The organism is Phyllobacterium sp. CL33Tsu, assembly GCF_900113985.1.
GTDB classification, from domain to species: domain Bacteria; phylum Pseudomonadota; class Alphaproteobacteria; order Rhizobiales; family Rhizobiaceae; genus Phyllobacterium; species Phyllobacterium pellucidum.
On record NZ_FORJ01000003.1, the window covers coordinates 114,960 to 134,132 of the forward strand.

Below are 19,173 nucleotides of genomic sequence, written 5' to 3' on the forward strand. Positions count from 1 at the left end.
CCCTGGCGGCTTCTAGATAGTGAAGACTGATTTGCCTGCAACGAATGTCTGAATGACGCGCCCCTGGAACCGTGCTCCTTCGAAGCAACTGTTCTTGGAGCGCGACCGCAGATCTTCTTCCTTCACAACCCACGGCTCGTCAAGATCGACTATGGTCACATCTGCTTTGGCGCCGGGCCGCAACGACCCGGCCTCGATGCCGAATATCCGGGCTGGCGCGCTCGACAGCGCTTCGACGATGCGCAGAAGCGGTACATCGCCGTTGTGGTGCAGCCGCAGCGCCGCACCGAGCAGCGTTTCAAGTCCGATCGCACCGGCGGCGGCATCGGCAAAGGGCAGGCGCTTGGTATCGACATCCTGCGGATCGTGGGCCGACACGATAATGTCGATCACGCCTTCGCGCAGCGCCTCCACCATGGCAAGCCGATCCTCCTCGAGCCGCAGCGGCGGTTGCAGGCGGAAGAAGGTGCGGAATTCGCCGACATCGTTCTCGTTCAGCGACAGGTGGTTGATCGAAACACCTGAGGTCACGTTGAGACCGTCCTGCTTGGCTTTGGCGATGACCTCCGCCGACATGGCGGTCGAGATCTGCGCCGCATGATAAGCGCCTTGGGTAAGGGCGGCGAGCCGCATGTCACGTTCGATCGGGATAACCTCCGCTTCGCGGGGCGTTCCGGAAAGGCCGAGCCAGCTGGCGAACAGCCCCTCGTTCATCACCCCGTTGACGCCGAGGTAGGGATCCTGGGCTTCGTGTGCGAGCACGACACCAAAATCGCGCGCATAGGTCAGTGCCCGTCGCATCAACTGCGTGTTGGCGATGGAGTGTCGGCCCTCGCTTATCGCGACCGCTCCGGCTTCGCGCAGCAATCCGATCTCGGTCATCTCCTCGCCGTTGAGACCCTTGGTGACTGCCGCGGCCGGATAGACGTTGACAACCGCTGTGTCGCGCGCGGTACGCAGCACGAATTCGACGAGGGCGACATTGTCGATGACCGGGTCGGTATCGGGCATCATGATCATGGAGGTGACGCCGCCAGCCGCGGCCGCATGACTGGCGGACGCGATCGTTTCGCGATGTTCCGCCCCCGGTTCCCCAATGAATACGCGGGCATCGACAAGGCCGGGGAGGACAGATTTGCCCTTGCAGTCGATTATCGTTGCGCCTTCGGCTGTGCCCTGGTTACGAGCATCCGCACCGCTTGCGACAATCCTGTCGCCGTCGATGATAAGGGTCCCGATTTCGTCGAGGCCGCGCGACGGGTCGACAATACGGGCGTTCTGAAGAACTGTCGTGCTCATCCTGCAACTCCCTCCGCATTGCGGCGGGGGTCGAGGAGCGCTTCCATCACGGCCATGCGCACGGCGACGCCCATTTCCACCTGTTCCTGAATGACACTCTGTGAGCCGTCGGCAACGTCCGAAGCAATCTCGACACCGCGATTCATCGGGCCGGGATGCATGACCAGCGCATCGGGCTTGGCGTATTTGAGTTTCTCGCGGTCAAGCCCGTGATAGCGGAAATATTCGCGCACCGACGGAACGAATGATCCGGCCATGCGCTCGCGCTGGAGCCGCAGCATCATGACCACGTCGGCGTCTTTCAGGCCGTCTTGCATGTTGTGAAACACCTCCGCGCCCATGTGGGCAATGCCGGAAGGAAGCAAGGTGGACGGTGCAACCACGCGAACGCGGGCGCCCAAGGCATTGAGAAGGATGATATTCGAGCGGGCGACGCGCGAATGCAGGACATCGCCGCAGATCGCGACTGTCAGCCGCTCGACTTTCCCCTTGGCACGGCGGATAGTCAGCGCATCGAGGAGCGCTTGGGTCGGATGTTCATGCGCCCCATCGCCGGCATTGACCACCGAGCACCCGACCTTCTGCGCCAGAAGGGCTGCGGCGCCTGCAGAAGAGTGGCGGATGATCAGGATATCGGGCCGCATCGCATTGAGCGTCATCGCCGTGTCGATCAGCGTCTCGCCCTTTTTGAGCGATGAGTTGCCGACCGACATGTTCATGACGTCGGCGCCGAGACGCTTGCCCGCAAGCTCGAACGACGATTGCGTTCGTGTCGAGGCTTCGAAGAAGAGGTTGATCTGGGTCCGGCCGCGCAGAACGCTCTTCTTTTTCTCGGACTGCCGTGAAACGGCAATCTCACTTTCAGCGAGATCGAGAAGCTGGGTTATGTCCTGGGGTGAAAGACCCTTGATGCCAAGCAAATGGCGATGGGCGAAAGGAGGTGGGAGCGTTTCCAATGTCATAGCAAGTCCCCCCTATAGGCCCGATGCCCCGCTGCTGCAAGCATCGGACCGCGCATATCCTTTGTGATCGTCAACATGGCTGTGAACAATGGAGCATAAGGTGGCGGGGTCGGCAACGGGCGTCAATTGCTGCTGTTGTCGAAGAGGCGTACAATCACCTCTGCCAGTGACGACGCGGATACAATGAGGGGGCAGCATGTCAGATGGCATTATCCCGACACGCGCCGCCATGGAAGGCGGCGGATACTATAATCGCCATTCGGCGATGCAGGCTGCTGGCAACGCGGCGGCCCTGGCACTGTGGCAATTGGCGGCGAATTCGGTTGCCTTCGGCGACGAACCGCTCGTCATCGTCGATTACGGCTCTTCTCAGGGCAAGAACTCGATGGATCCTGTAGCGATCGCGATCCAGGCGCTGCGGGCACGCGCCGGTGAGGAGCGTTCCATCGAGGTGATCCACACGGATTTGCCCTCGAATGACTTCACATCGCTGTTCAATGCCCTCGAAAGCGATCCGCAGAGCTACATGACGGGATCGACGGGAATATTCCCCTCCGCGATCGGGCGCAGCTACTATGAACCCCTCTTTCCCCCGGGGCGGGTGCACCTTGGGTGGAATTCCTGGACCATGCAGTGGATGAGCCAGCACCCCATCGACATTCCCGACCACATTTTTGCCCTTCACAGCAAATTTGAGGACGTCCACAAGGCACTACTCCTCCAACAAGCGCGCGACTGGCGGCTGTTCCTGCAACGGCGGGCGAGCGAATTGCGCCATGATGGCAGGCTACTATGCCTTTTCCCGGGACGGCCGGAAGACAGGGTTGGCTGGGAGTGGCTGACCAGCGAGTTGTGGCACGCCTTGCTCTCCATGAAGCACGATGGACTTCTTTCGGAAAACGATCTTCTGCATATCAATATTCCGACGGCCCCGCGCAAACTTGCCGATATCAGGGCGCCCTTTGCAACAGGAGATGGCGCGTTTGCCGGCCTGCGGATCGAGCGCTCGGAAATACTGCCTGGGCCGGACTTGCATTGGGATGCGTTCGAGCGCACCGGCGATCCACTACCGCTTGCGCGCGGCTGGACCGGTATGATGCGGGCTTTTTCGGGGCCAACCGTGGCGTCCTCACTCAGCGCCAAACCGAACCGGGCAGCTCTGGTCGATGAGCTTTACGGCAGAATGGAAGCAAGCCTCGCGTCGAACCCGCGGCGGCATGAGCACTTTGTCGCCGTAGTGCTTTTGCACAAGGTCGGTTGAGACGACGGTTTTCTCGCTTGCGGCCGATATCGACTAACGCTGGACACATCATATATTGAGGGAGTTAACCGCTTGTCAGATTCTTGGCACGATAAAGAGTCTGCGCGCACCCGCATGCCGATTGAAACACGAGCGTGCGACTACCACAGCAAGTCAGGACCCGCTACTTGAAAACCCATGATGTCCTCAACCAGACACCGCCGATGAGCGGCCTTAACGCCTACCTCGGCGATCCCTTGCTGATGCAGATCACCAAGCGTTTCCCGCAGGAGGTGCGCAAGGAACTGGAACAGAACGGGCGCTTCGTACTTTCAAGCGATGCACAGGATTTGGCGAGGCTGGCGAATGCGGAAACGCCGAAGCTGCGCACCCATGACCGACAGGGCCGGCGCATCGACGTCGTCGATTACCATCCTGCCTATCATGCCTTGATGCGCCGGTCGGTGTCGCAGGGCCTGCATTCCTCGATATGGGAAGACGGAAAGACGGAATCAGGCGTACGCCATCAAGCGCGCGCCTCGCGCTTCTACCTTACGGCCCAACTCGAGTGTGGCCATCTATGTCCGCTGACAATGACGAGCGCTTCGCTCGCGGCCCTGATGGCATCGCCCACGCTCTATCGCGAGTGGTCGCCGCTGATCCTGCCTCGCAAATATGATTCCAGCAACAAGTCGCCGGCAAAGAAGGCCGGTCTCACCCTCGGTATGGGGATGACCGAGAAGCAGGGCGGCACCGACGTTCAGGCCAACACAACGCGCGCCGAGCCGGATGGGAGCGGCTTTTATCGGATCACCGGCCATAAATGGTTCATGTCAGCGCCGATGTCCGATGCCTTCCTCGTTCTCGCGCAGGTCCGCGAGGGACTTTCATGCTTTCTCGTGCCGCGCATCCTTCCGGACGGAAGTTCGAACGGGTTCCGCTTTCAACGGCTGAAGGACAAGCTCGGCAATCGCTCGAATGCGTCGTCGGAAGTCGAATTCGAGAGTGCCCTTGGGCAGATGATCGGCAATCCAGGAGAGGGCGTCAAAACGATTATCGACATGGTGACGCTCACCCGGCTTGATTGCGCCATCGCTTCAGCAGGCCTGATGCGTGCCGGACTTGCGGAAGCGGCGCACCATGCGCGCCACCGCGTTGCGTTCGAGACGACGCTCATCGAGAAGCCGCTCATGCTGCGCGTGCTCGCCGATATGGCCCTCGATGTTGCGGCTGCCACGGCGCTTGCAATGCGCCTGGCGCGGGCATTCGATAATGCTGCCAAGGATCGCAGCGAAGCCGCCTTTGCCCGCGTCATGACCCCTGTGGTCAAATACTGGGTGGCAAAGATCGCACCTGCGATGCTCTATGAGACGATGGAGTGCCTCGGCGGCAATGGTTACATCGAGGAAGGCAATCTCGCACGCTACTATCGCGAGGCCCCGGTCAATGCGATCTGGGAGGGCTCGGGCAATGTCATGGCACTGGATGTTGTTCGCGTTCTCAAACGTGGTCCGCAGCTTTTCGATGAAGTGCTGAACTGGATCGGGGCTCAACTCGGACGGGGCGGCCAGGGCACAGTCGAAGTGCTGCGCGCAGCCATGCGCGTCACCGAGAACGATGAAGGTGCTGCCCGTATTCTGACCGAGCAGCTTGCACTGGCGGCGGCCGGTGCGGAACTGCGCTATCTCCATTCGGAAGATATAGCTGACGCCTTTATCGAAACGCGGCTCGGCGGCCAGTGGCGCACGACCTACGGCATGCTCGACGCGCGCCACAACGCCAAGAACATCGTGAATTCGCTTTATCCGGGCGCTTCCTGATTCTCAGGGGAAGCCGCAGAACCTTTGACCGCGCAGTGCACGCACCGCGTGCAGCATCTTCATTGTCAGAAAAATTGGATAGTGACGCACAAAATGCATCCCGAGCGCGCACGGGGGCTCGCTAATAGCTTCAATTTGAATTAAATTTTTGTAAATTAACCTTAACAAACGGTTTACATTGCGGTTCACTTCTTAAACGATAACACTGTCGTTCGAAATTGCACTGCAAATTCGTAGGGTTAAGATAAAGTGATTATGAGCTTCCCTTGGAGGAGTTACTGAATGCGCAGCTTCCTGATTTTCTGGGCGGGACCGCTGACTTTCCTTTGGGGATGGTATTTCCTGTCATATTACAATCTCAGCATGGGCATGTATTTTTTCAGCCGTGAGATGCATGACCTGGTGTTTCAGATTTACGGGCAGGCGCTCGGCATAGCGCCGGAAAGCATTCCACCTCTGGTTGCGCGTGCTTGTATCATCGACACCGGCCTGGTCCTTGGCCTCATCGCTTTCCGCCGTCGCCGCAAGATCATTGCTTGGGTAAAGGAATGGCGCGCAGCGCGGGCTGGCTACGGGAAGGAACTTCCGTCAATATCGGTTTCCTGACGCAGCGCCCGCAGGCGGTCCAACGCGCCCTGCAAGATAAAGGATGCAGCGGCTGAATCGATTCGGTCGGCCCGCTTCTGGCGCGATACATCCATTCCGATCAGAACGCGCTCGGCCGCAACCGTCGACAGACGCTCGTCCCAATAGACAAATGGAAGTTCCGTCAGCTTTTCCATATTGCGCACGAAGGCGCGGGTCGCCTGAGCCCGCGGTCCCTCGCTGCCATCCATATTTACCGGCAGCCCGATGATAATAGCGCCGACATTGTCGGCATTGAGGGCTTTCAACAGATCCTGAGCATCGTGCGTGAACTTGCTGCGTCTCAGTACAGGGCGCGGATTGGCAAACGAGAAGCCGCGATCTGATATAGCGATGCCGATCGTCTTGGTCCCAAGGTCAAGACCGGCGAGCGTCTTGCCCTCCGCCACGCGCGTCTCAAGTTCTTCAATTGCCAATACCGTCAATTTGATTGCTTCCTGCACTTGCAATGCGGATCGATCGATCGCTTTAATCCGGCACACCTGACACATACCGCTTCTACGGCAGCGTGGCGAGCATCCAGTGAATGAAGGGATAAAGACATGAAAATTACCTGGCTTGGCCATTCGGCTTTCCGGCTCGAAACCGCAAAGAACACGATTCTGATCGATCCGTTCCTGAACGGGAACCCCGGCGCCAAGGGCGTGGACATCAAGGAAGCGACCAAGGGCGTCGACCACATCATCCTGACGCATGGCCATGGCGATCACGTGGGCGACACGATCGCCTTGGCCAAGGAAACCGGTGCACTCGTCACTGCCAACGCCGACCTCGTATCCTGGCTCGCTTCAAAAGGGGTCGCCCGGGTCGATCCCACCAATACGGGCGGTACGGTTTCCTATGACGGCTTTACGGTCACTTATGTCAACGCATTGCATTCATCGGCGCAGTTGACCGAAGACGGCGTGTCGCATTCCCTCGGCAGCGCGAACGGCGTGGTGCTGCATTTCGATGCCGATCCGACGCTTTATCACATGGGCGATACCGATATCTTCTCGGACATGGCGCTGATCAACGAACTGCACAATCCGCAGATCGGCATTCTGCCGGTTGGCGACCGTTTCACCATGGGTGGTGCGGTGGCGGCCCTTGCGGCGCGGCGATATTTCAAGTTCGAACACGCCATTCCCTGTCATTACGGCTCATTTCCCATAATCGACCAGACCCCGGAGAAATTCGTGGCCGGAATGGAAGGTGGTGAAACTAAAGTCGTAGTTCCGACAACGAATCAGCAATTTACCATTTGAATTGAAGTTGCTAGATCAACGCTGGCTCGTATCGACGCCTGGAGAAATGACGTGCGCAGACTGCTTTTTGCTTCCCTCTTGATGACATCGGCCTGGCCGGCATTCGCTCAAACCGTCGATGCGGATGGCGCGAAGGCGCTCGCCGATACGCTAGCGAAATATTTCGGCCGGTCCGCGATCGAGGGCAAGATCGTGAACGTTGCGCCCGCCGGGGATAACTACCGTATCACCTTGAGCCTGGCGGAGCTTTTCAAAGGAATGCCCAGTCGCGGCATTAATGGCGATTTTATTAGCTCTGACCTGCTCGCCCGGCCGCTGGCCGACGGAACGTGGAACATATCGACTGCAACCCCTCCTGATTGGATCGATACGTCAACATTTACGGGGTCGACGTATTGGTCGGTCAAGAATGCCCAAATGAACGGTGTTTTTGACCCGAAACTCGGTACATTCAGCAAGTCCGATTTTTCCTACGATGGCATGAAGATGAGGGTGGCGGCCGGTACCCAAGCCGCCGACGTGACTGCCGGCCCGGTGAAAGGCCAATTGAACGGGATGGCAAATCCTGCCGGCGGCGTCGATATGGGTTATACTCAAACCACAGGTAACTTCGTCGAAACGATCTCGCTGAAATCCCCGCTTCCAGCGGCACCGGATGATGGCGCTGTTACGCCGGCGCCGACCCTTCCCGCACCGCCGTCGAAGGTGGTTTTCAGCAGCGGGGAAGTGACGTACTCGGCGGATGCCAAGGGCGCACGCAATCTCGAAATTCTGGACCTATGGGCTTATTTTGTCGCCCATTCCGACACGAAGACGCTGACCGACCCGCAGCAGGCGGAACTGAAGGGCAAGCTCCTTGCGGTATTGCCGATCTGGGAGAAATTGACGGGGACATATCGGTTCGCTGGGCTCGATATCGATACGCCGCTCGGCAAATTCACAGCCAAGAACATCGTGCAGGAGATGGATTTCGACGGTGTCGGCAAGGACGGTGGCTATCACGTTGCGCTTCGCACCAACGGCCTCACCTATCCGGCCTTGCCTATACCGGATTGGGGCCTGCCGTTCCTGCCTACCGATGTCGAACTTGCCTTTGGCGCGGAAAGCGTTGATCTGGAAACCCTGGTGAAGGCCGCCGTGGCGGACATGGACCTGCGTCGCGACGAGCCGTTTTCGGATGCATTTGAGTCAAATGCCGCTGCGGCCTTTGTGACCAATCCGCCCAAGGTGGTTATCGACAAGAGCATGGTTCGGACCGCCGAAAGTGAAATCACCGTGGAGGGCGAAGTATCCTTTGCCGGCATGAAGCCGACAAGCCGCACCACCTGGGAAATGGCCGGATTCGATGCCGCGCTCGATCGGCTGAACAAAGCCGCCGAGCATGAGCCCGAGGTCAAGAATTACGTCGTTTTTGCCAAGCTTGCGAAGGATTTCGGCACGAAGCTGCCGAACGGACATATGCAGTGGATCGTCGATCAACAGGCGGATGGGTCGGTCAGCGTCAATGGCAATCCTGTCAAGGGACCCGATCCGGTCGCAACACCCGACGATGATGACGCGCTGGATGGAACGACGCTCGACGACAATATTATCGATCCGGATGCCGGGAGCGATAGCGATGACGCGGATGCTCCGAAGCAATAGGCCCGTCTCACTGCGTCTTGTCCGTTGCGCTCGGGCGCGACGGACACTATAGCTCTGGAAGAAAAACCCGAACTTTAGGAAGTCCCATGTCTGTCGACGTATCCACCGTCAAGCGCGTCGCGCATCTCGCCCGGATTGCCGTGAGCGAAGCCGATGTTGAGCGCATGACCGGTCAGCTGAACGCCATTCTCGGCTTTGTGGAACAACTTGACGAGGTTAACGTCGAAGGTGTCGAGCCGATGACGTCGGTAACGCCCATCGCGATGAAGAAGCGTCGTGACGAGGTCGATGACGGTGGCAAGGCTGCCGATATCGTCGCCAACGCGCCGATCCACGAGGAAAATTTCTTCGTCGTTCCGAAGGTCGTGGAGTAAGACCAATGGCCATCTCCATAGCCATCGAAACTCCATTGCAGGATGATGTAAGGTCGCTTGTTGCCGATCTTAATGCGCATTTGTTGCCGCTTTCTCCGGTCGAGTTCCAGTTCAAGATGACCGTCGAGGAAATGGCGGGCGCCGATACGACCGTTTTCGTCGCGCGCGATGAATCGGGCTTTGCCATCGGGTGCGGCGCGCTTAAAGAGCATGCAGACGGGCTTGGCGAGATCAAGCGCATGTTTACGCGGCCAACCGTTCGCGGCCAGCGCGTGGGATCGGCTTTGCTCGAGGCGATTACGGCCGTTGCGGTGGAAAGGGGCGTCACGCACCTCGTGCTTGAGACCGGCGTCGGGCCGGGCTTCGACGCGGCGTGGCGGCTCTACCAGCGCGCGGGGTTCACCCGTTGCGGCGTCGTGCTCGACTATCCGGATTCCGAACACAGTGCATTTTACGAGAAGCGGCTGGCGCTGACGCCGGCCCAATAGACAGGACCAGTCTCTGATATGACCGATTTGACCGCTCTCACCATTGCCGAGGCGCGCGACCAGTTGAAGGCGAAGGCGATCACCGCCACGGAACTCACTGGCGCCTATATTCAGGCGATCGAGAACGCGAACGATGCCCTGAACATCTATGTCGCTCAGACGCCGGAAAAGGCGCTGGAAATGGCCAAGACATCGGACGCGCGGCTCGCAACCGGGCAGGCGGGGGCGCTTGAAGGCATTCCGCTCGGTATCAAGGACCTGTTTGGCACCGAAGGCGTGCACACCCAGGCAGGTTCGCACATTCTCGACGGCTTCAAGCCGCACTATGAATCGACCGTCACGGCGAATCTCTGGGCTGACGGCGCCGTCATGCTCGGCAAGCTTAACATGGACGAGTTCGCCATGGGCTCGTCGAACGAGACCTCCTTTTACGGCCCCGTAAAGAACCCGTGGCGTGCCAATGGCTCGAATCTGGACCTCGTACCGGGTGGATCGTCCGGCGGTTCGGCTGCTGCCGTTGCGGCTCACCTCTGCGCCGGCGCGACGGCGACCGATACCGGCGGTTCCATCCGCCAGCCCGCGGCCTTTACCGGCACCGTCGGCATCAAGCCGACCTATGGCCGCTGCTCGCGCTGGGGCATCGTTGCCTTCGCCTCGTCGCTGGACCAGGCCGGGCCGATCGCACGGGACGTGCGCGACGCTGCGATTCTGCTGAAGTCCATGGCTTCGGTCGATCCGAAGGACACGACTTCGGTCGATATCGCGGTTCCGGACTACGAAGCCGCCATCGGCAAGCCGCTCGCCGGCATCAAGATCGGCATTCCGAAGGAATACCGCGTCGAGGGCATGCCGGAGGAGATCGAAAAGCTCTGGCAACAGGGCATTGCCTGGCTGAAGGATGCAGGCGCTTCGATCGTCGACATATCCTTGCCGCACACGAAATATGCGCTCCCGGCGTACTACATCGTTGCGCCGGCGGAGGCATCGTCGAACCTTGCCCGTTATGACGGCGTACGCTACGGCCTGCGCGTGCCGGGCAAGGACATCGTCGATATGTATGAGAAGACGCGCGCCACCGGCTTCGGTGAAGAGGTGAAGCGCCGCGTAATGATTGGCACCTACGTGCTGTCCGCCGGCTATTACGACGCCTATTACCTGAAGGCGCAGAAGGTGCGCACGCTGATCAAGAAGGATTTCGAGGATGCCTTCCATGCGGGCGTCCATGCGATCCTGACGCCGGCTACGCCATCGGCGGCATTTGGCATCGCCGATCAGGACATGGCGGCCGATCCGGTGAAAATGTACCTCAACGACATCTTCACCGTCACGGTGAACATGGCCGGCCTGCCCGGCATCGCCATACCCGCGGGTCTCGACGCCAAGGGTCTGCCGCTTGGATTGCAGCTCATTGGGCGGCCGTTCGATGAGGAAACGCTGTTTCAGGCGGGCTACGTCATCGAGCAGGCAGCCGGAAAATTCACCGCTCCGAAATGGTGGTAATCAGGCGCGCAACAGAAGCCGACATCGCGGCAATTGCCGCAGTCGGCTCCCGCGCCTGGGCATCCAATATCTTCTCGTTCGAGCCTGAATTGCCGGGCATGCGTTCGCATGTCGAACGGGCGTTTCAGTCTTTTGCCGAAAGTTCCTATCAGCACGTGACGGTTGCCGAAGTCGATACAACCATCGTCGGATGGGGTGCTCGCGAAAAGGATAATGACTATATTTCCGACCTTTGGGTCGAACCTGCCGTTCAGGGGCAGGGCATTGGTTCGCAACTCCTGCGGGTTCTCAAGATAGCGATAGCAGATGCTGGATATGCGAAAGCCCGCATCAGCACGCATGCCCGCAATTCCGGCGCCATTCGGCTTTACCGGCGCGAGGGTTTCGCGATCATCGAACAGGGCCTTGAATGGTCGACCAGCCTTGAGCGCGAAATCGAGAAGGTGCACATGCTGGCGGAGCTTGGCTGATGTTCTTTGCCGCCTCGAAAATCTTCTGGTTCTTTGCGCAGCCGCTCAACTTCTCGATCTTGCTGGCGGGACTGGCGTTTCTGGCAATTCTCCTGTCTCGCAGGCGCCTCGCACTGGCAACGGCTGGCCTGTCGTTTCTTATTCTCGGCGTCGGCGCCTTGACATCGGTCGGCGCACTGATGATGCATCCGCTTGAAGACCGCTTCCAGCGCCCTGTGACCATGCCGGACAGGATCGACGGCATCATCGTCCTCGGCGGCGGCTTCGAGGCCGGAATTAATCTCGTCCGTGGCGGCTATGAGCTCAACGGCAGCGGCGATCGCTTCATCGAGGCGGCCATTCTCGCGCGGCGTTTTCCAGAGGCAAAGGTGGTCGTCACCGGTGGTGCGGGTGACCTGATCCTCGACGGAGAAGCGGACGGCGTGACCGCGCCGCGCTTGCTGACTGCTCTTGGCGTCGCGCCCGAGCGCCTTCTGCTCGAATCCAAGTCGCGCAACACCTACGAGAATGCAATGTTCACCAAAGCCATGGTTGACGCGAAGCCCGACCAAACCTGGCTACTGGTTACATCGGCGTTTCATATGCCCCGTTCGATGGGCCTCTTTCGCAAAGCTGGCTTCAATGTCCTGCCGTGGCCGTCCGATTACCGGACTTCGGGCAAGGAGCACCTCGGCATCGCCCAGGACAATGCCCAGGATTCGCTGCAGAACCTCTCTATGGCGCTGCGCGAATGGATTGGTCTTGCTGTCTATCGGCTGACCGGACGTATCGACCAACTGGTTCCCTCGCCATGAAGGTGGACGTCCTTATCATCGGCGCCGGGGCTGCCGGCATGATGTGCGCCATTGAAGCGGGAAAACGCGGACGTTCAGTGCTGATCATCGATCACGCCGCTGCGCCCGGCGAGAAAATCCGGATATCGGGGGGTGGGCGCTGCAACTTCACCAATCTCAATGCCGCGCCGCAGAATTACATCAGCAAGAACCGCCACTTCTGCATATCGGCCCTGCGCCGGTACACGCAGCGGGATTTTATAGCCCTCGTCGATCGTCACGCCATTGCCTGGCATGAAAAGACGCTGGGACAGCTGTTCTGTGATGGCTCGTCCAGGCAGATCATCGACTTGCTCGTCACGGAAATGAAGCGTGCGGGCGTGAAAATGCGTCTACGCACAACGGCAAGTTCAATCGAACCGATCTCCGAGGGCTACAGTATCGACCTCGATGGGCAGAAGGTCAGGTGTGCATCGCTTGTTGTCGCTTGCGGCGGAAAATCCATTCCGAAAATGGGTGCGACTGGATTTGGCTACGATATCGCCCGCCAGTTCGGTATCCCTGTCACGGAGACCCGGCCGGCGCTGGTGCCGCTGACCTTCGACGAGAAGACGCTTGCACCGATCAAGCCCCTCTCTGGCGTCTCGGTTGATGCGGTGGTTACGCATGGACGCACCAGTTTTGCCGAGGCGATGCTCTTTACGCATCGCGGCCTCAGCGGCCCGGCGATCCTGCAGATTTCGTCTTTTTGGCGGGAAGGCGATACGATCTCTGTGGCGATGCTGCCTGGCACCAAGGTCTTCGAGGCCTTGCGCGGCGCGCGCTCGCGCAATGGCAAACAAGCCCTGCAGACTGCGCTGGCGGAGCTTCTGCCGAAGCGACTTGCGCAGCTTATTGCGGAAAACAGCAAGATCGATACGCACCTTGCCGACCTTTCGGACAAGCAACTCCTGGCCGTCGAAAAGGCCGTGAACGATTGGCAGGTCAAGCCGGCCGGCTCGGAAGGCTATCGCACGGCGGAGGTCACGCTCGGGGGCGTCGACACAGACCATCTCGACCAGAAAACGATGGAGGCAAAGTCGCACAGGGGACTTTATTTCATCGGTGAGGTTGTCGATGTAACCGGTTGGCTCGGCGGCTATAATTTCCAGTGGGCCTGGTCGTCAGGCTGGGCGGCGGGTCAGGTTGCATAAACCTGCATAAGCTGAAATTCTGATGATGACTATTTCGCCTGAGGGAGGCAATCATGACCATTCATGCAAGCTGCCATTGCGGCGCCATCAAATTCGAGGTCAGTGAAAAGCCGGCATCCGTAACCGCCTGCACGTGTACCTTCTGTACCAAGCGCGGGGCGCTGTGGGCCTATTACACGCCGGATCAGGTCAAGCTCTCGATAACGCCCGAAGCGGATGCCGTTTACTCGCGCAGAGGCTTCAGCAAACACCATCATTGCCTCGTATGCGGTTGCGGCACGTTCTCGGTACTGCCGACCTGGGTCGACTTAAAGCCGGATTTCGAACATCCGCGCACCAGCGTCAATGTTCGGCTGTTCGACGATTTCGATATCGCCTCGCTGCCGGTCAAAACGGTTGACGGGAGAAATCTCTGGTAAGTCGTTGCCTCCGGTCGAGAATCCTGCTTCCCTGACCCCGGGGCGATGTTTCAGTCAAACTGGGAGGCAGGCCATGTGGATCAATCTGACTGACGTTAATGGCGACCACGTTACCGTAAATTTCAATCACGTTGTTTCATTCAATCCCTATGGTACCGGAACGCATATTGTAACGATCACGGCCGGGTTGACCTTCTTCGTCAAGGAAACTACTGACGAAATTCAGAAGAAGGTCGGAATTACCGCAAGCTGAACGGTTCCTGAACGACTTTGTCTGTAACGGCCAGCATCTTATCCTGACCGCCTTATCCCGGCGTTTCCAGGCCCCTACGATCCCGTGAGCGCAATTTTATTACGCGTGGGGCCGCTTTTACGCAATGAACAGGATGCTTATTCATCGGCGGGGAAACTATTCGCAATCTACTGGTTTTATTCAAATATAGGTCAAAATTCGATACAAAGAGTGATTTGTTAAATCGGTTTAGATCTCCTATTTATGTAGCATGCAGCGGACAAATGCGTCTGCTGAGGGAAGAGTACTCTGTTTGACGGAGTAGTTCGAAGTGGAGATGTTGCGGAATGATAACAATAACTAAAGACACATCATCATTGCCAGATACAAATGTACTGAAGATTGCAAACATTACAAAAGCCAAGCCGACCTTGATCAAGGCGACCAAGAAGTTGAGCCAGCCTGGCGAAAGCCGGACGATTTCGCAGATATTGCGCGAGTCCAGCGGCGGCTTTAGTTTCCGCCGTTAAGTTTCCTGCGCTTGCATATTTGGAAGAAGCACGATTACAGCGGAATATTATCGTGCTTCTTCCATGGATTTTCCAAATTCTTGTTGCGCAGCATGCGTAGCGCCCTTGCGACCCGCTTTCGCGTGGAATGGGGCATGATCACTTCATCGACATAACCGCGTTCCGCGGCAACGAATGGTGACAGGAATCTGTCTTCATAACGCTTCGTATGTGCGGCGATCTTCTCGGCGTCGCCGATATCCTTGCGATAGATGATCTCGACGGCGCCCTTGGCACCCATGACGGCGATCTGGGCTGAGGGCCAGGCGTAGTTGATGTCGCCGCGCAGGTGCTTCGACGCCATCACGTCATAGGCGCCGCCATAGGCCTTGCGCGTAATGATGGTGATCTTCGGGACAGTCGCCTCGGCATAAGCGAAGAGCAGCTTCGCCCCGTGCTTGATCAACCCGCCATATTCCTGCGCGGTGCCGGGCAGGAACCCCGGCACATCGACGAATGTGACGATCGGGATATTGAAGCAGTCGCAAAAGCGCACGAACCGGGCCGCCTTACGGGAGGCATCGCTGTCGAGGACGCCAGCAAGCACCATGGGCTGATTGCCGACAATTCCGACAGTTCGGCCCTCGACGCGGCCAAAGCCGATGACGATATTCTTGGCGAAGCTTTCCTGGATCTCGAAGAAATCGGCTTCGTCGACAGTCTTTCGGATCAGCTCCTTAATATCATAGGGCTTGTTGGCATTATCCGGGACCAGCCGGTCGAGCGAGTGGTCCGGCTCGTCGGTTGACTGGAAACATTCGATCTCGGGAAGCGTGGCCGTGTTCGAGGCAGGCAGGAAGTCGATCAGCCGGCGCATTTGCAACAGCGCTACCACATCGTTGTCGTATGCGCCGTCGGCGATCGAGGATTTCGTCGTATGGATCGAGGCGCCGCCGAGCTGTTCGGCGGTAACGGTCTCGTTGGTAACGGTCTTCACCACATCAGGCCCGGTCACGAACATGTAAGAAGTATCGCGCACCATGAAGATGAAATCGGTCATCGCCGGCGAATAGACATCGCCGCCCGCGCAGGGGCCCATGATCACCGAGATCTGGGGAATGACGCCGGACGCGAGCACATTGCGCTGGAAAATCTCGGCATAGCCGCCGAGCGCCGCGACGCCCTCCTGAATACGCGCGCCGCCCGCATCATAAAGGCCGACCACAGGGGCGCGGGTGCGCAGCGCCATATCCTGGATTTTCTGCACTTTCTCCGCGTGAGCCTCGGAAAGCGAACCGCCGAATACAGTGAAGTCCTTGGCAAAGACGAAGACCGTCCGGCCGTTGATGGTTCCCCAACCGGTGACGACGCCATCACCCGCAAATTTGGTTTCTTCCATGCCGAAATCGGTCGAGCGATGCTCGACGAACATGTCGAATTCTTCGAACGACCCTTCGTCGAGAAAGATGTCGATGCGCTCGCGCGCCGTCAGCTTGCCACGTTTGTGCTGCGCTTCGATCCGTGCCGCACCGCCACCCTCCCGGGCAATTTTCCTGCGGCGTTCAAGCTCGATCAGCACGTCCTTCATGGCATCCTCCTCACTTTCTTCGATCTGATATCAGGTGAGGAGGGTGCTTGGAAGCTGTTTGTATTTGCGGCACCGTCGCGCCGCGGAACGCCCGGAACATCGTGCGCTCCATTGGCCTGACGCATTGACTGCTCAGGACTTTGAAAGTCCCGGCTTACCAGACGCCGGTATTCGGCATAGAGGCCCAGGGCTCCTGCTTGGGAAGGTCGGGGCCCTTCTGAATGATTTCGATCGAGATGCCGTCGGGCGAGCGCACGAATGCCATATGCCCGTCGCGCGGCGGCCGGTTGATCACGACACCCTCGTCGGCGAGCTTCTGGCAGGTCTCGTAGATATTGTCGACGACGTAGGCAAGGTGGCCGAAATTGCGCCCGCCGGCGTATTCCTCAGGGTCCCAATTATAGGTGAGTTCGAGTTCAGGCGCGCGTTCGGCGGCCGATCGTCCCTTGTCTTCCGGTGCGGCGAGAAAGATCAAGGTATAGCGTCCCTTCTCGTTTTCCATGCGGCGAACTTCCTCAAGTCCGAACTTGTTGCAGTAGAAATCAAGCGATTCATCGATATCGCGGACACGGACCATGGTGTGAAGATAACGCATCTTTAGCCTCGGACTTTCTTTCAGGTGGATCGGATGGGGGCTGCAACCATACTCGTAACTTTGGTTGAGGGCCGGGGATGTTTCGTAACACTTACTATTTAGCTCGACAAATTTGTGGCGGTTCGAGCAAGGGTTGTAGATAATGCTCAACAGTTTTGCCTGTGGTTTTCAGTAAAAACAGGCAGATCATACTTGCTCTCTGGCCGCGGTCAGGTGCTATTCTTGAAGAAGAGAATCAGTGGTTTCTTGCAGGAGAGGAGGGGCTCGCTTCATGTCTGACAGACCAGTATCAGCCCGGCAATCCCAAGATAGTGAAAGTTTGAGTGACGGATTGGACCTTATCGAGGTTTCGGGCGCGATAAAGTGGTTTGATGTTGCCAAGGGCTACGGCTTCATTGTTCCCGATAATAGCGAGCTTCCAGACATACTCCTCCATGTGACCTGCCTGCGTCGCGACGGTTTCCAGACCGCGCTCGAAGGCGCCCGCGTCGTTTGCGAAGTCAAGCAGGGCGAGCGCGGCATGCAGTGCTTTCACGTCAAATCCATGGATAACTCAACCGCGGTCCACCCGACGGAATTGCCGCCGGTCCGCACGCATGTGACGGTGACGCCATCGAGCGGGCTCGAGCGCGTTCTCGTCAAGTGGTTCAACCGCACCAAGGGCTTCGGATTCCTGACCCGCGGCGAAGGAACCGAAGACATCTTCATTCACATGGAAACGCTGCGCCACTTCGGCCTGACCGAACTGCGGCCGGGGCAGGTGGTTCTGATCCGCTTCGGCCATGGCGAGAAGGGCCTGATGGCTTCCGAGATTCACCCGGATATCGGCACGCAGTTGCCTGCTTCCCACTGACGCCACCCATGTCGCGCCCGGCATCGTTTCTCGTCAGCCTGCTCTTTCTCGTATTTGCAGTCTTTCCGGCCCTTGCCCTCGATCAGGGGCCGATGCACCTTCCAATCGACGCCAAGCCGCTGACGATCAATACGGCGCGCGGTGACGTGCCGTTTCGTGTCGAAGTTGCCGATACGGACGAGGAGCGCGAGCGCGGCCTGATGTTCCGCACGGATCTTAAGGACGACAGCGCCATGCTCTTCGTCTTCGACGAATCCCAGCTCGTTACAATGTGGATGGAAAACACGCCGTCTGCGCTCGACATGCTGTTTCTCGACGACAATGGTCGTATCTCTGCAATCCGCGAACATGCGGTGCCTTTTTCGCGTGACATCATATCTTCGGGCGGCCCGGTTCGCTTTGTCGTTGAGGTGAAAGCCGGTTCCGTAAAGCGCCTCGGCTTGACAATTGGGGATAAGGTGCGGCATCCCGCTATAAATGCCATAGGTCATTGACGGACCCAGCCGATGCAATTCTTCGAAAATGACGGACTGAAGCTCGCTTTTCTGGACGAGGGCGAGGGTGAACCGATCCTGCTTATTCATGGCTTTGCTTCATCCTCCTTCTACAATTGGGTGCAGCCCGGCTGGATCCAGACCCTCACTGCAGCGGGCTACCGGGCGATTGCCATCGATAATCGCGGCCACGGCAATTCCGACAAGCCGCACGACCGGTCGCTTTATACCCCCACCTTGATGGCAGGCGACGCCGCAGCGCTGCTCGACCATCTCGATATTCCGCAAGCCCATGTCATGGGCTATTCGATGGGCGCGCGCATCAGCGCCTTTCTGGCGCTCAATCATCCGGAACGCGTCCATGACCTGATCTTCGGGGGACTTGGCATTGGCATGGTCGAGGGTGCGGGCGACTGGTCGCCCATTGCGGAAGCCCTGCTGGCTGACGATCCAGATTCCGTCAGCCATCCGCGCGGCAAAATGTTCCGCATGTTCGCCGACAAGACCCAGAGCGACAAGGTCGCGCTGGCTGCCTGCGTGATCACCTCCAAGGAGGAAATCAGCGAAGCAAACATGGCGCGGATAACGCAGCCGACGCTTGTGGGTGTCGGGACCAAGGATGATATCGGCGGGGACCCGCATCGCCTTGCGGCGCTCATGCCCCGGGGCGAAGCCATCGATATACCGAACCGCGACCATATGCTCGCTGTCGGCGACAAGGTCTTCAAGCAGGCGGTCATCGAATTTCTCAAACGGAATCCGCTGTAATCTCTAGGCTTGCAATCCGGAACCCTCAGGATCACTGATCGTTTCTTGCGAGAGCGCCCC

At 58.6% G+C, this 19,173-nt stretch carries 22 protein-coding genes; 17 read left to right on the top strand and 5 right to left on the bottom strand.

Annotated features, from left to right (window positions below; all coding sequences use genetic code 11):
* Window positions 1–12: 12 nt before the first annotated feature.
* Window positions 13–1,299 carry a dihydroorotase gene (locus BM074_RS13235; RefSeq protein WP_027232505.1) on the bottom strand — a complete coding sequence of 429 codons (1,287 nt, stop codon included), beginning with the start codon at window positions 1,297–1,299 and terminating at the stop codon, window positions 13–15.
* On the bottom strand, window positions 1,296–2,261 hold the full coding sequence (locus tag BM074_RS13240) for an aspartate carbamoyltransferase catalytic subunit (protein WP_091922579.1): 966 nt from the start codon (window positions 2,259–2,261) through the stop codon (window positions 1,296–1,298). The genes BM074_RS13235 and BM074_RS13240 overlap by 4 nt, the downstream gene beginning before the upstream one ends.
* Window positions 2,262–2,457: 196 nt before the next feature.
* Here BM074_RS13240 and BM074_RS13245 point away from each other — a divergent pair, with 196 nt between their 5' ends.
* The 3 genes from BM074_RS13245 (at window position 2,458) to BM074_RS13255 (ending at window position 5,927) form a co-directional block, all read left to right on the top strand.
* A complete protein-coding gene (locus tag BM074_RS13245) occupies window positions 2,458–3,522 on the top strand; it encodes a class I SAM-dependent methyltransferase (protein ID WP_091922581.1) in 1,065 nt (354 codons plus the stop codon).
* Window positions 3,523–3,689: 167 nt separating this feature from the next.
* Entirely contained in the window at window positions 3,690–5,321 is a 1,632-nt protein-coding gene (locus BM074_RS13250; protein ID WP_091922582.1) for an acyl-CoA dehydrogenase family protein, read from the top strand.
* Between the two features lie 282 nt (window positions 5,322–5,603).
* A complete protein-coding gene (locus BM074_RS13255) occupies window positions 5,604–5,927 on the top strand; it encodes a DUF6105 family protein (protein ID WP_091922584.1) in 324 nt (107 codons plus the stop codon).
* Here the strand turns inward: BM074_RS13255 and ruvX are convergent.
* Window positions 5,891–6,391, bottom strand: a complete 501-nt coding sequence (gene ruvX, locus BM074_RS13260) for a Holliday junction resolvase RuvX (protein ID WP_091923002.1) — start codon at window positions 6,389–6,391, stop codon at window positions 5,891–5,893. The genes BM074_RS13255 and ruvX overlap by 37 nt on opposite strands.
* A 117-nt stretch (window positions 6,392–6,508) precedes the next feature.
* On the opposite strand from ruvX, the gene BM074_RS13265 reads away from it, so the two are divergent.
* The 11 genes from BM074_RS13265 to BM074_RS22745 all read left to right on the top strand — a co-directional run bounded on the left by BM074_RS13265 (window position 6,509) and on the right by BM074_RS22745 (window position 14,836).
* Window positions 6,509–7,213, top strand: a complete 705-nt coding sequence (locus BM074_RS13265; protein ID WP_091922585.1) for a metal-dependent hydrolase — start codon at window positions 6,509–6,511, stop codon at window positions 7,211–7,213.
* A 51-nt stretch (window positions 7,214–7,264) separates the two neighbouring features.
* Window positions 7,265–8,857, top strand: a complete 1,593-nt coding sequence (locus BM074_RS13270) for a hypothetical protein (protein ID WP_091922587.1) — start codon at window positions 7,265–7,267, stop codon at window positions 8,855–8,857.
* An 86-nt stretch (window positions 8,858–8,943) separates the two neighbouring features.
* Entirely contained in the window at window positions 8,944–9,231 is a 288-nt protein-coding gene (gene gatC, locus BM074_RS13275) for an Asp-tRNA(Asn)/Glu-tRNA(Gln) amidotransferase subunit GatC (protein ID WP_027232513.1), read from the top strand.
* Between the two features lie 5 nt (window positions 9,232–9,236).
* Complete coding sequence (locus tag BM074_RS13280) at window positions 9,237–9,719, top strand: GNAT family N-acetyltransferase (protein ID WP_027232514.1); 483 nt, start codon at window positions 9,237–9,239, stop codon at window positions 9,717–9,719.
* 18 nt (window positions 9,720–9,737) lie between these two features.
* Window positions 9,738–11,219: an Asp-tRNA(Asn)/Glu-tRNA(Gln) amidotransferase subunit GatA gene (gene gatA / locus BM074_RS13285; protein ID WP_091922589.1), complete on the top strand. Its 1,482-nt coding sequence runs from the start codon at window positions 9,738–9,740 to the stop codon at window positions 11,217–11,219.
* Entirely contained in the window at window positions 11,210–11,689 is a 480-nt protein-coding gene (locus tag BM074_RS13290; RefSeq protein WP_091922598.1) for a GNAT family N-acetyltransferase, read from the top strand. The genes gatA and BM074_RS13290 overlap by 10 nt, the downstream gene beginning before the upstream one ends.
* Window positions 11,689–12,483 (top strand): YdcF family protein, encoded by a 795-nt coding sequence (locus BM074_RS13295; protein ID WP_091922600.1) that lies wholly within the window; start codon window positions 11,689–11,691, stop codon window positions 12,481–12,483. The genes BM074_RS13290 and BM074_RS13295 overlap by 1 nt, the downstream gene beginning before the upstream one ends.
* Entirely contained in the window at window positions 12,480–13,655 is a 1,176-nt protein-coding gene (locus tag BM074_RS13300; RefSeq protein WP_091922601.1) for a BaiN/RdsA family NAD(P)/FAD-dependent oxidoreductase, read from the top strand. Before BM074_RS13295 ends, BM074_RS13300 begins: the two co-directional genes overlap by 4 nt.
* Window positions 13,656–13,708: 53 nt before the next feature.
* Entirely contained in the window at window positions 13,709–14,074 is a 366-nt protein-coding gene (locus BM074_RS13305; protein WP_027232519.1) for a GFA family protein, read from the top strand.
* Window positions 14,075–14,147: 73 nt separating this feature from the next.
* Window positions 14,148–14,327: a hypothetical protein gene (locus BM074_RS13310; protein WP_091922603.1), complete on the top strand. Its 180-nt coding sequence runs from the start codon at window positions 14,148–14,150 to the stop codon at window positions 14,325–14,327.
* Window positions 14,328–14,653: 326 nt separating this feature from the next.
* Window positions 14,654–14,836: a hypothetical protein gene (locus BM074_RS22745; RefSeq protein WP_139217666.1), complete on the top strand. Its 183-nt coding sequence runs from the start codon at window positions 14,654–14,656 to the stop codon at window positions 14,834–14,836.
* Window positions 14,837–14,870: 34 nt separating this feature from the next.
* Here the strand turns inward: BM074_RS22745 and BM074_RS13315 are convergent, their stop codons facing one another.
* Window positions 14,871–16,403 (bottom strand): acyl-CoA carboxylase subunit beta, encoded by a 1,533-nt coding sequence (locus BM074_RS13315; RefSeq protein WP_027232521.1) that lies wholly within the window; start codon window positions 16,401–16,403, stop codon window positions 14,871–14,873.
* A gap of 154 nt (window positions 16,404–16,557) precedes the next feature.
* Window positions 16,558–16,998 (bottom strand): VOC family protein, encoded by a 441-nt coding sequence (locus BM074_RS13320; protein ID WP_027232522.1) that lies wholly within the window; start codon window positions 16,996–16,998, stop codon window positions 16,558–16,560.
* 271 nt (window positions 16,999–17,269) lie between these two features.
* On the opposite strand from BM074_RS13320, the gene BM074_RS13325 reads away from it, so the two are divergent.
* The 3 genes from BM074_RS13325 to BM074_RS13335 are packed head-to-tail and all read left to right on the top strand — an operon-like array spanning window position 17,270 to window position 19,113.
* Window positions 17,270–17,851, top strand: coding sequence for a cold-shock protein (locus BM074_RS13325; RefSeq protein WP_027232523.1), 582 nt, complete (start codon window positions 17,270–17,272; stop codon window positions 17,849–17,851).
* An 8-nt stretch (window positions 17,852–17,859) separates the two neighbouring features.
* Window positions 17,860–18,345, top strand: coding sequence for a DUF192 domain-containing protein (locus tag BM074_RS13330; protein WP_091922604.1), 486 nt, complete (start codon window positions 17,860–17,862; stop codon window positions 18,343–18,345).
* A 12-nt stretch (window positions 18,346–18,357) separates the two neighbouring features.
* The gene (locus BM074_RS13335; RefSeq protein ID WP_027232524.1) at window positions 18,358–19,113 is read left to right on the top strand and encodes an alpha/beta fold hydrolase; all 756 of its coding nucleotides are present in this window, start codon (window positions 18,358–18,360) and stop codon (window positions 19,111–19,113) included.
* Window positions 19,114–19,173: the final 60 nt, after the last annotated feature.

Coding starts and splice junctions, on each gene's coding strand:
- BM074_RS13235 (WP_027232505.1), bottom strand. CDS start 1,299: ATGAGCACGACAGTTCTTCAGAACGCCCGTATTGTCGACCCGTCGCGC.
- BM074_RS13240 (WP_091922579.1), bottom strand. CDS start 2,261: ATGACATTGGAAACGCTCCCACCTCCTTTCGCCCATCGCCATTTGCTT.
- BM074_RS13245 (WP_091922581.1), top strand. CDS start 2,458: ATGTCAGATGGCATTATCCCGACACGCGCCGCCATGGAAGGCGGCGGA.
- BM074_RS13255 (WP_091922584.1), top strand. CDS start 5,604: ATGCGCAGCTTCCTGATTTTCTGGGCGGGACCGCTGACTTTCCTTTGG.
- BM074_RS13265 (WP_091922585.1), top strand. CDS start 6,509: ATGAAAATTACCTGGCTTGGCCATTCGGCTTTCCGGCTCGAAACCGCA.
- gatC (WP_027232513.1), top strand. CDS start 8,944: ATGTCTGTCGACGTATCCACCGTCAAGCGCGTCGCGCATCTCGCCCGG.
- BM074_RS13280 (WP_027232514.1), top strand. CDS start 9,237: ATGGCCATCTCCATAGCCATCGAAACTCCATTGCAGGATGATGTAAGG.
- gatA (WP_091922589.1), top strand. CDS start 9,738: ATGACCGATTTGACCGCTCTCACCATTGCCGAGGCGCGCGACCAGTTG.
- BM074_RS13290 (WP_091922598.1), top strand. CDS start 11,210: ATGGTGGTAATCAGGCGCGCAACAGAAGCCGACATCGCGGCAATTGCC.
- BM074_RS13295 (WP_091922600.1), top strand. CDS start 11,689: ATGTTCTTTGCCGCCTCGAAAATCTTCTGGTTCTTTGCGCAGCCGCTC.
- BM074_RS13300 (WP_091922601.1), top strand. CDS start 12,480: ATGAAGGTGGACGTCCTTATCATCGGCGCCGGGGCTGCCGGCATGATG.
- BM074_RS13305 (WP_027232519.1), top strand. CDS start 13,709: ATGACCATTCATGCAAGCTGCCATTGCGGCGCCATCAAATTCGAGGTC.
- BM074_RS13310 (WP_091922603.1), top strand. CDS start 14,148: ATGTGGATCAATCTGACTGACGTTAATGGCGACCACGTTACCGTAAAT.
- BM074_RS22745 (WP_139217666.1), top strand. CDS start 14,654: ATGATAACAATAACTAAAGACACATCATCATTGCCAGATACAAATGTA.
- BM074_RS13315 (WP_027232521.1), bottom strand. CDS start 16,403: ATGAAGGACGTGCTGATCGAGCTTGAACGCCGCAGGAAAATTGCCCGG.
- BM074_RS13320 (WP_027232522.1), bottom strand. CDS start 16,998: ATGCGTTATCTTCACACCATGGTCCGTGTCCGCGATATCGATGAATCG.
- BM074_RS13325 (WP_027232523.1), top strand. CDS start 17,270: ATGTCTGACAGACCAGTATCAGCCCGGCAATCCCAAGATAGTGAAAGT.
- BM074_RS13330 (WP_091922604.1), top strand. CDS start 17,860: ATGTCGCGCCCGGCATCGTTTCTCGTCAGCCTGCTCTTTCTCGTATTT.
- BM074_RS13335 (WP_027232524.1), top strand. CDS start 18,358: ATGCAATTCTTCGAAAATGACGGACTGAAGCTCGCTTTTCTGGACGAG.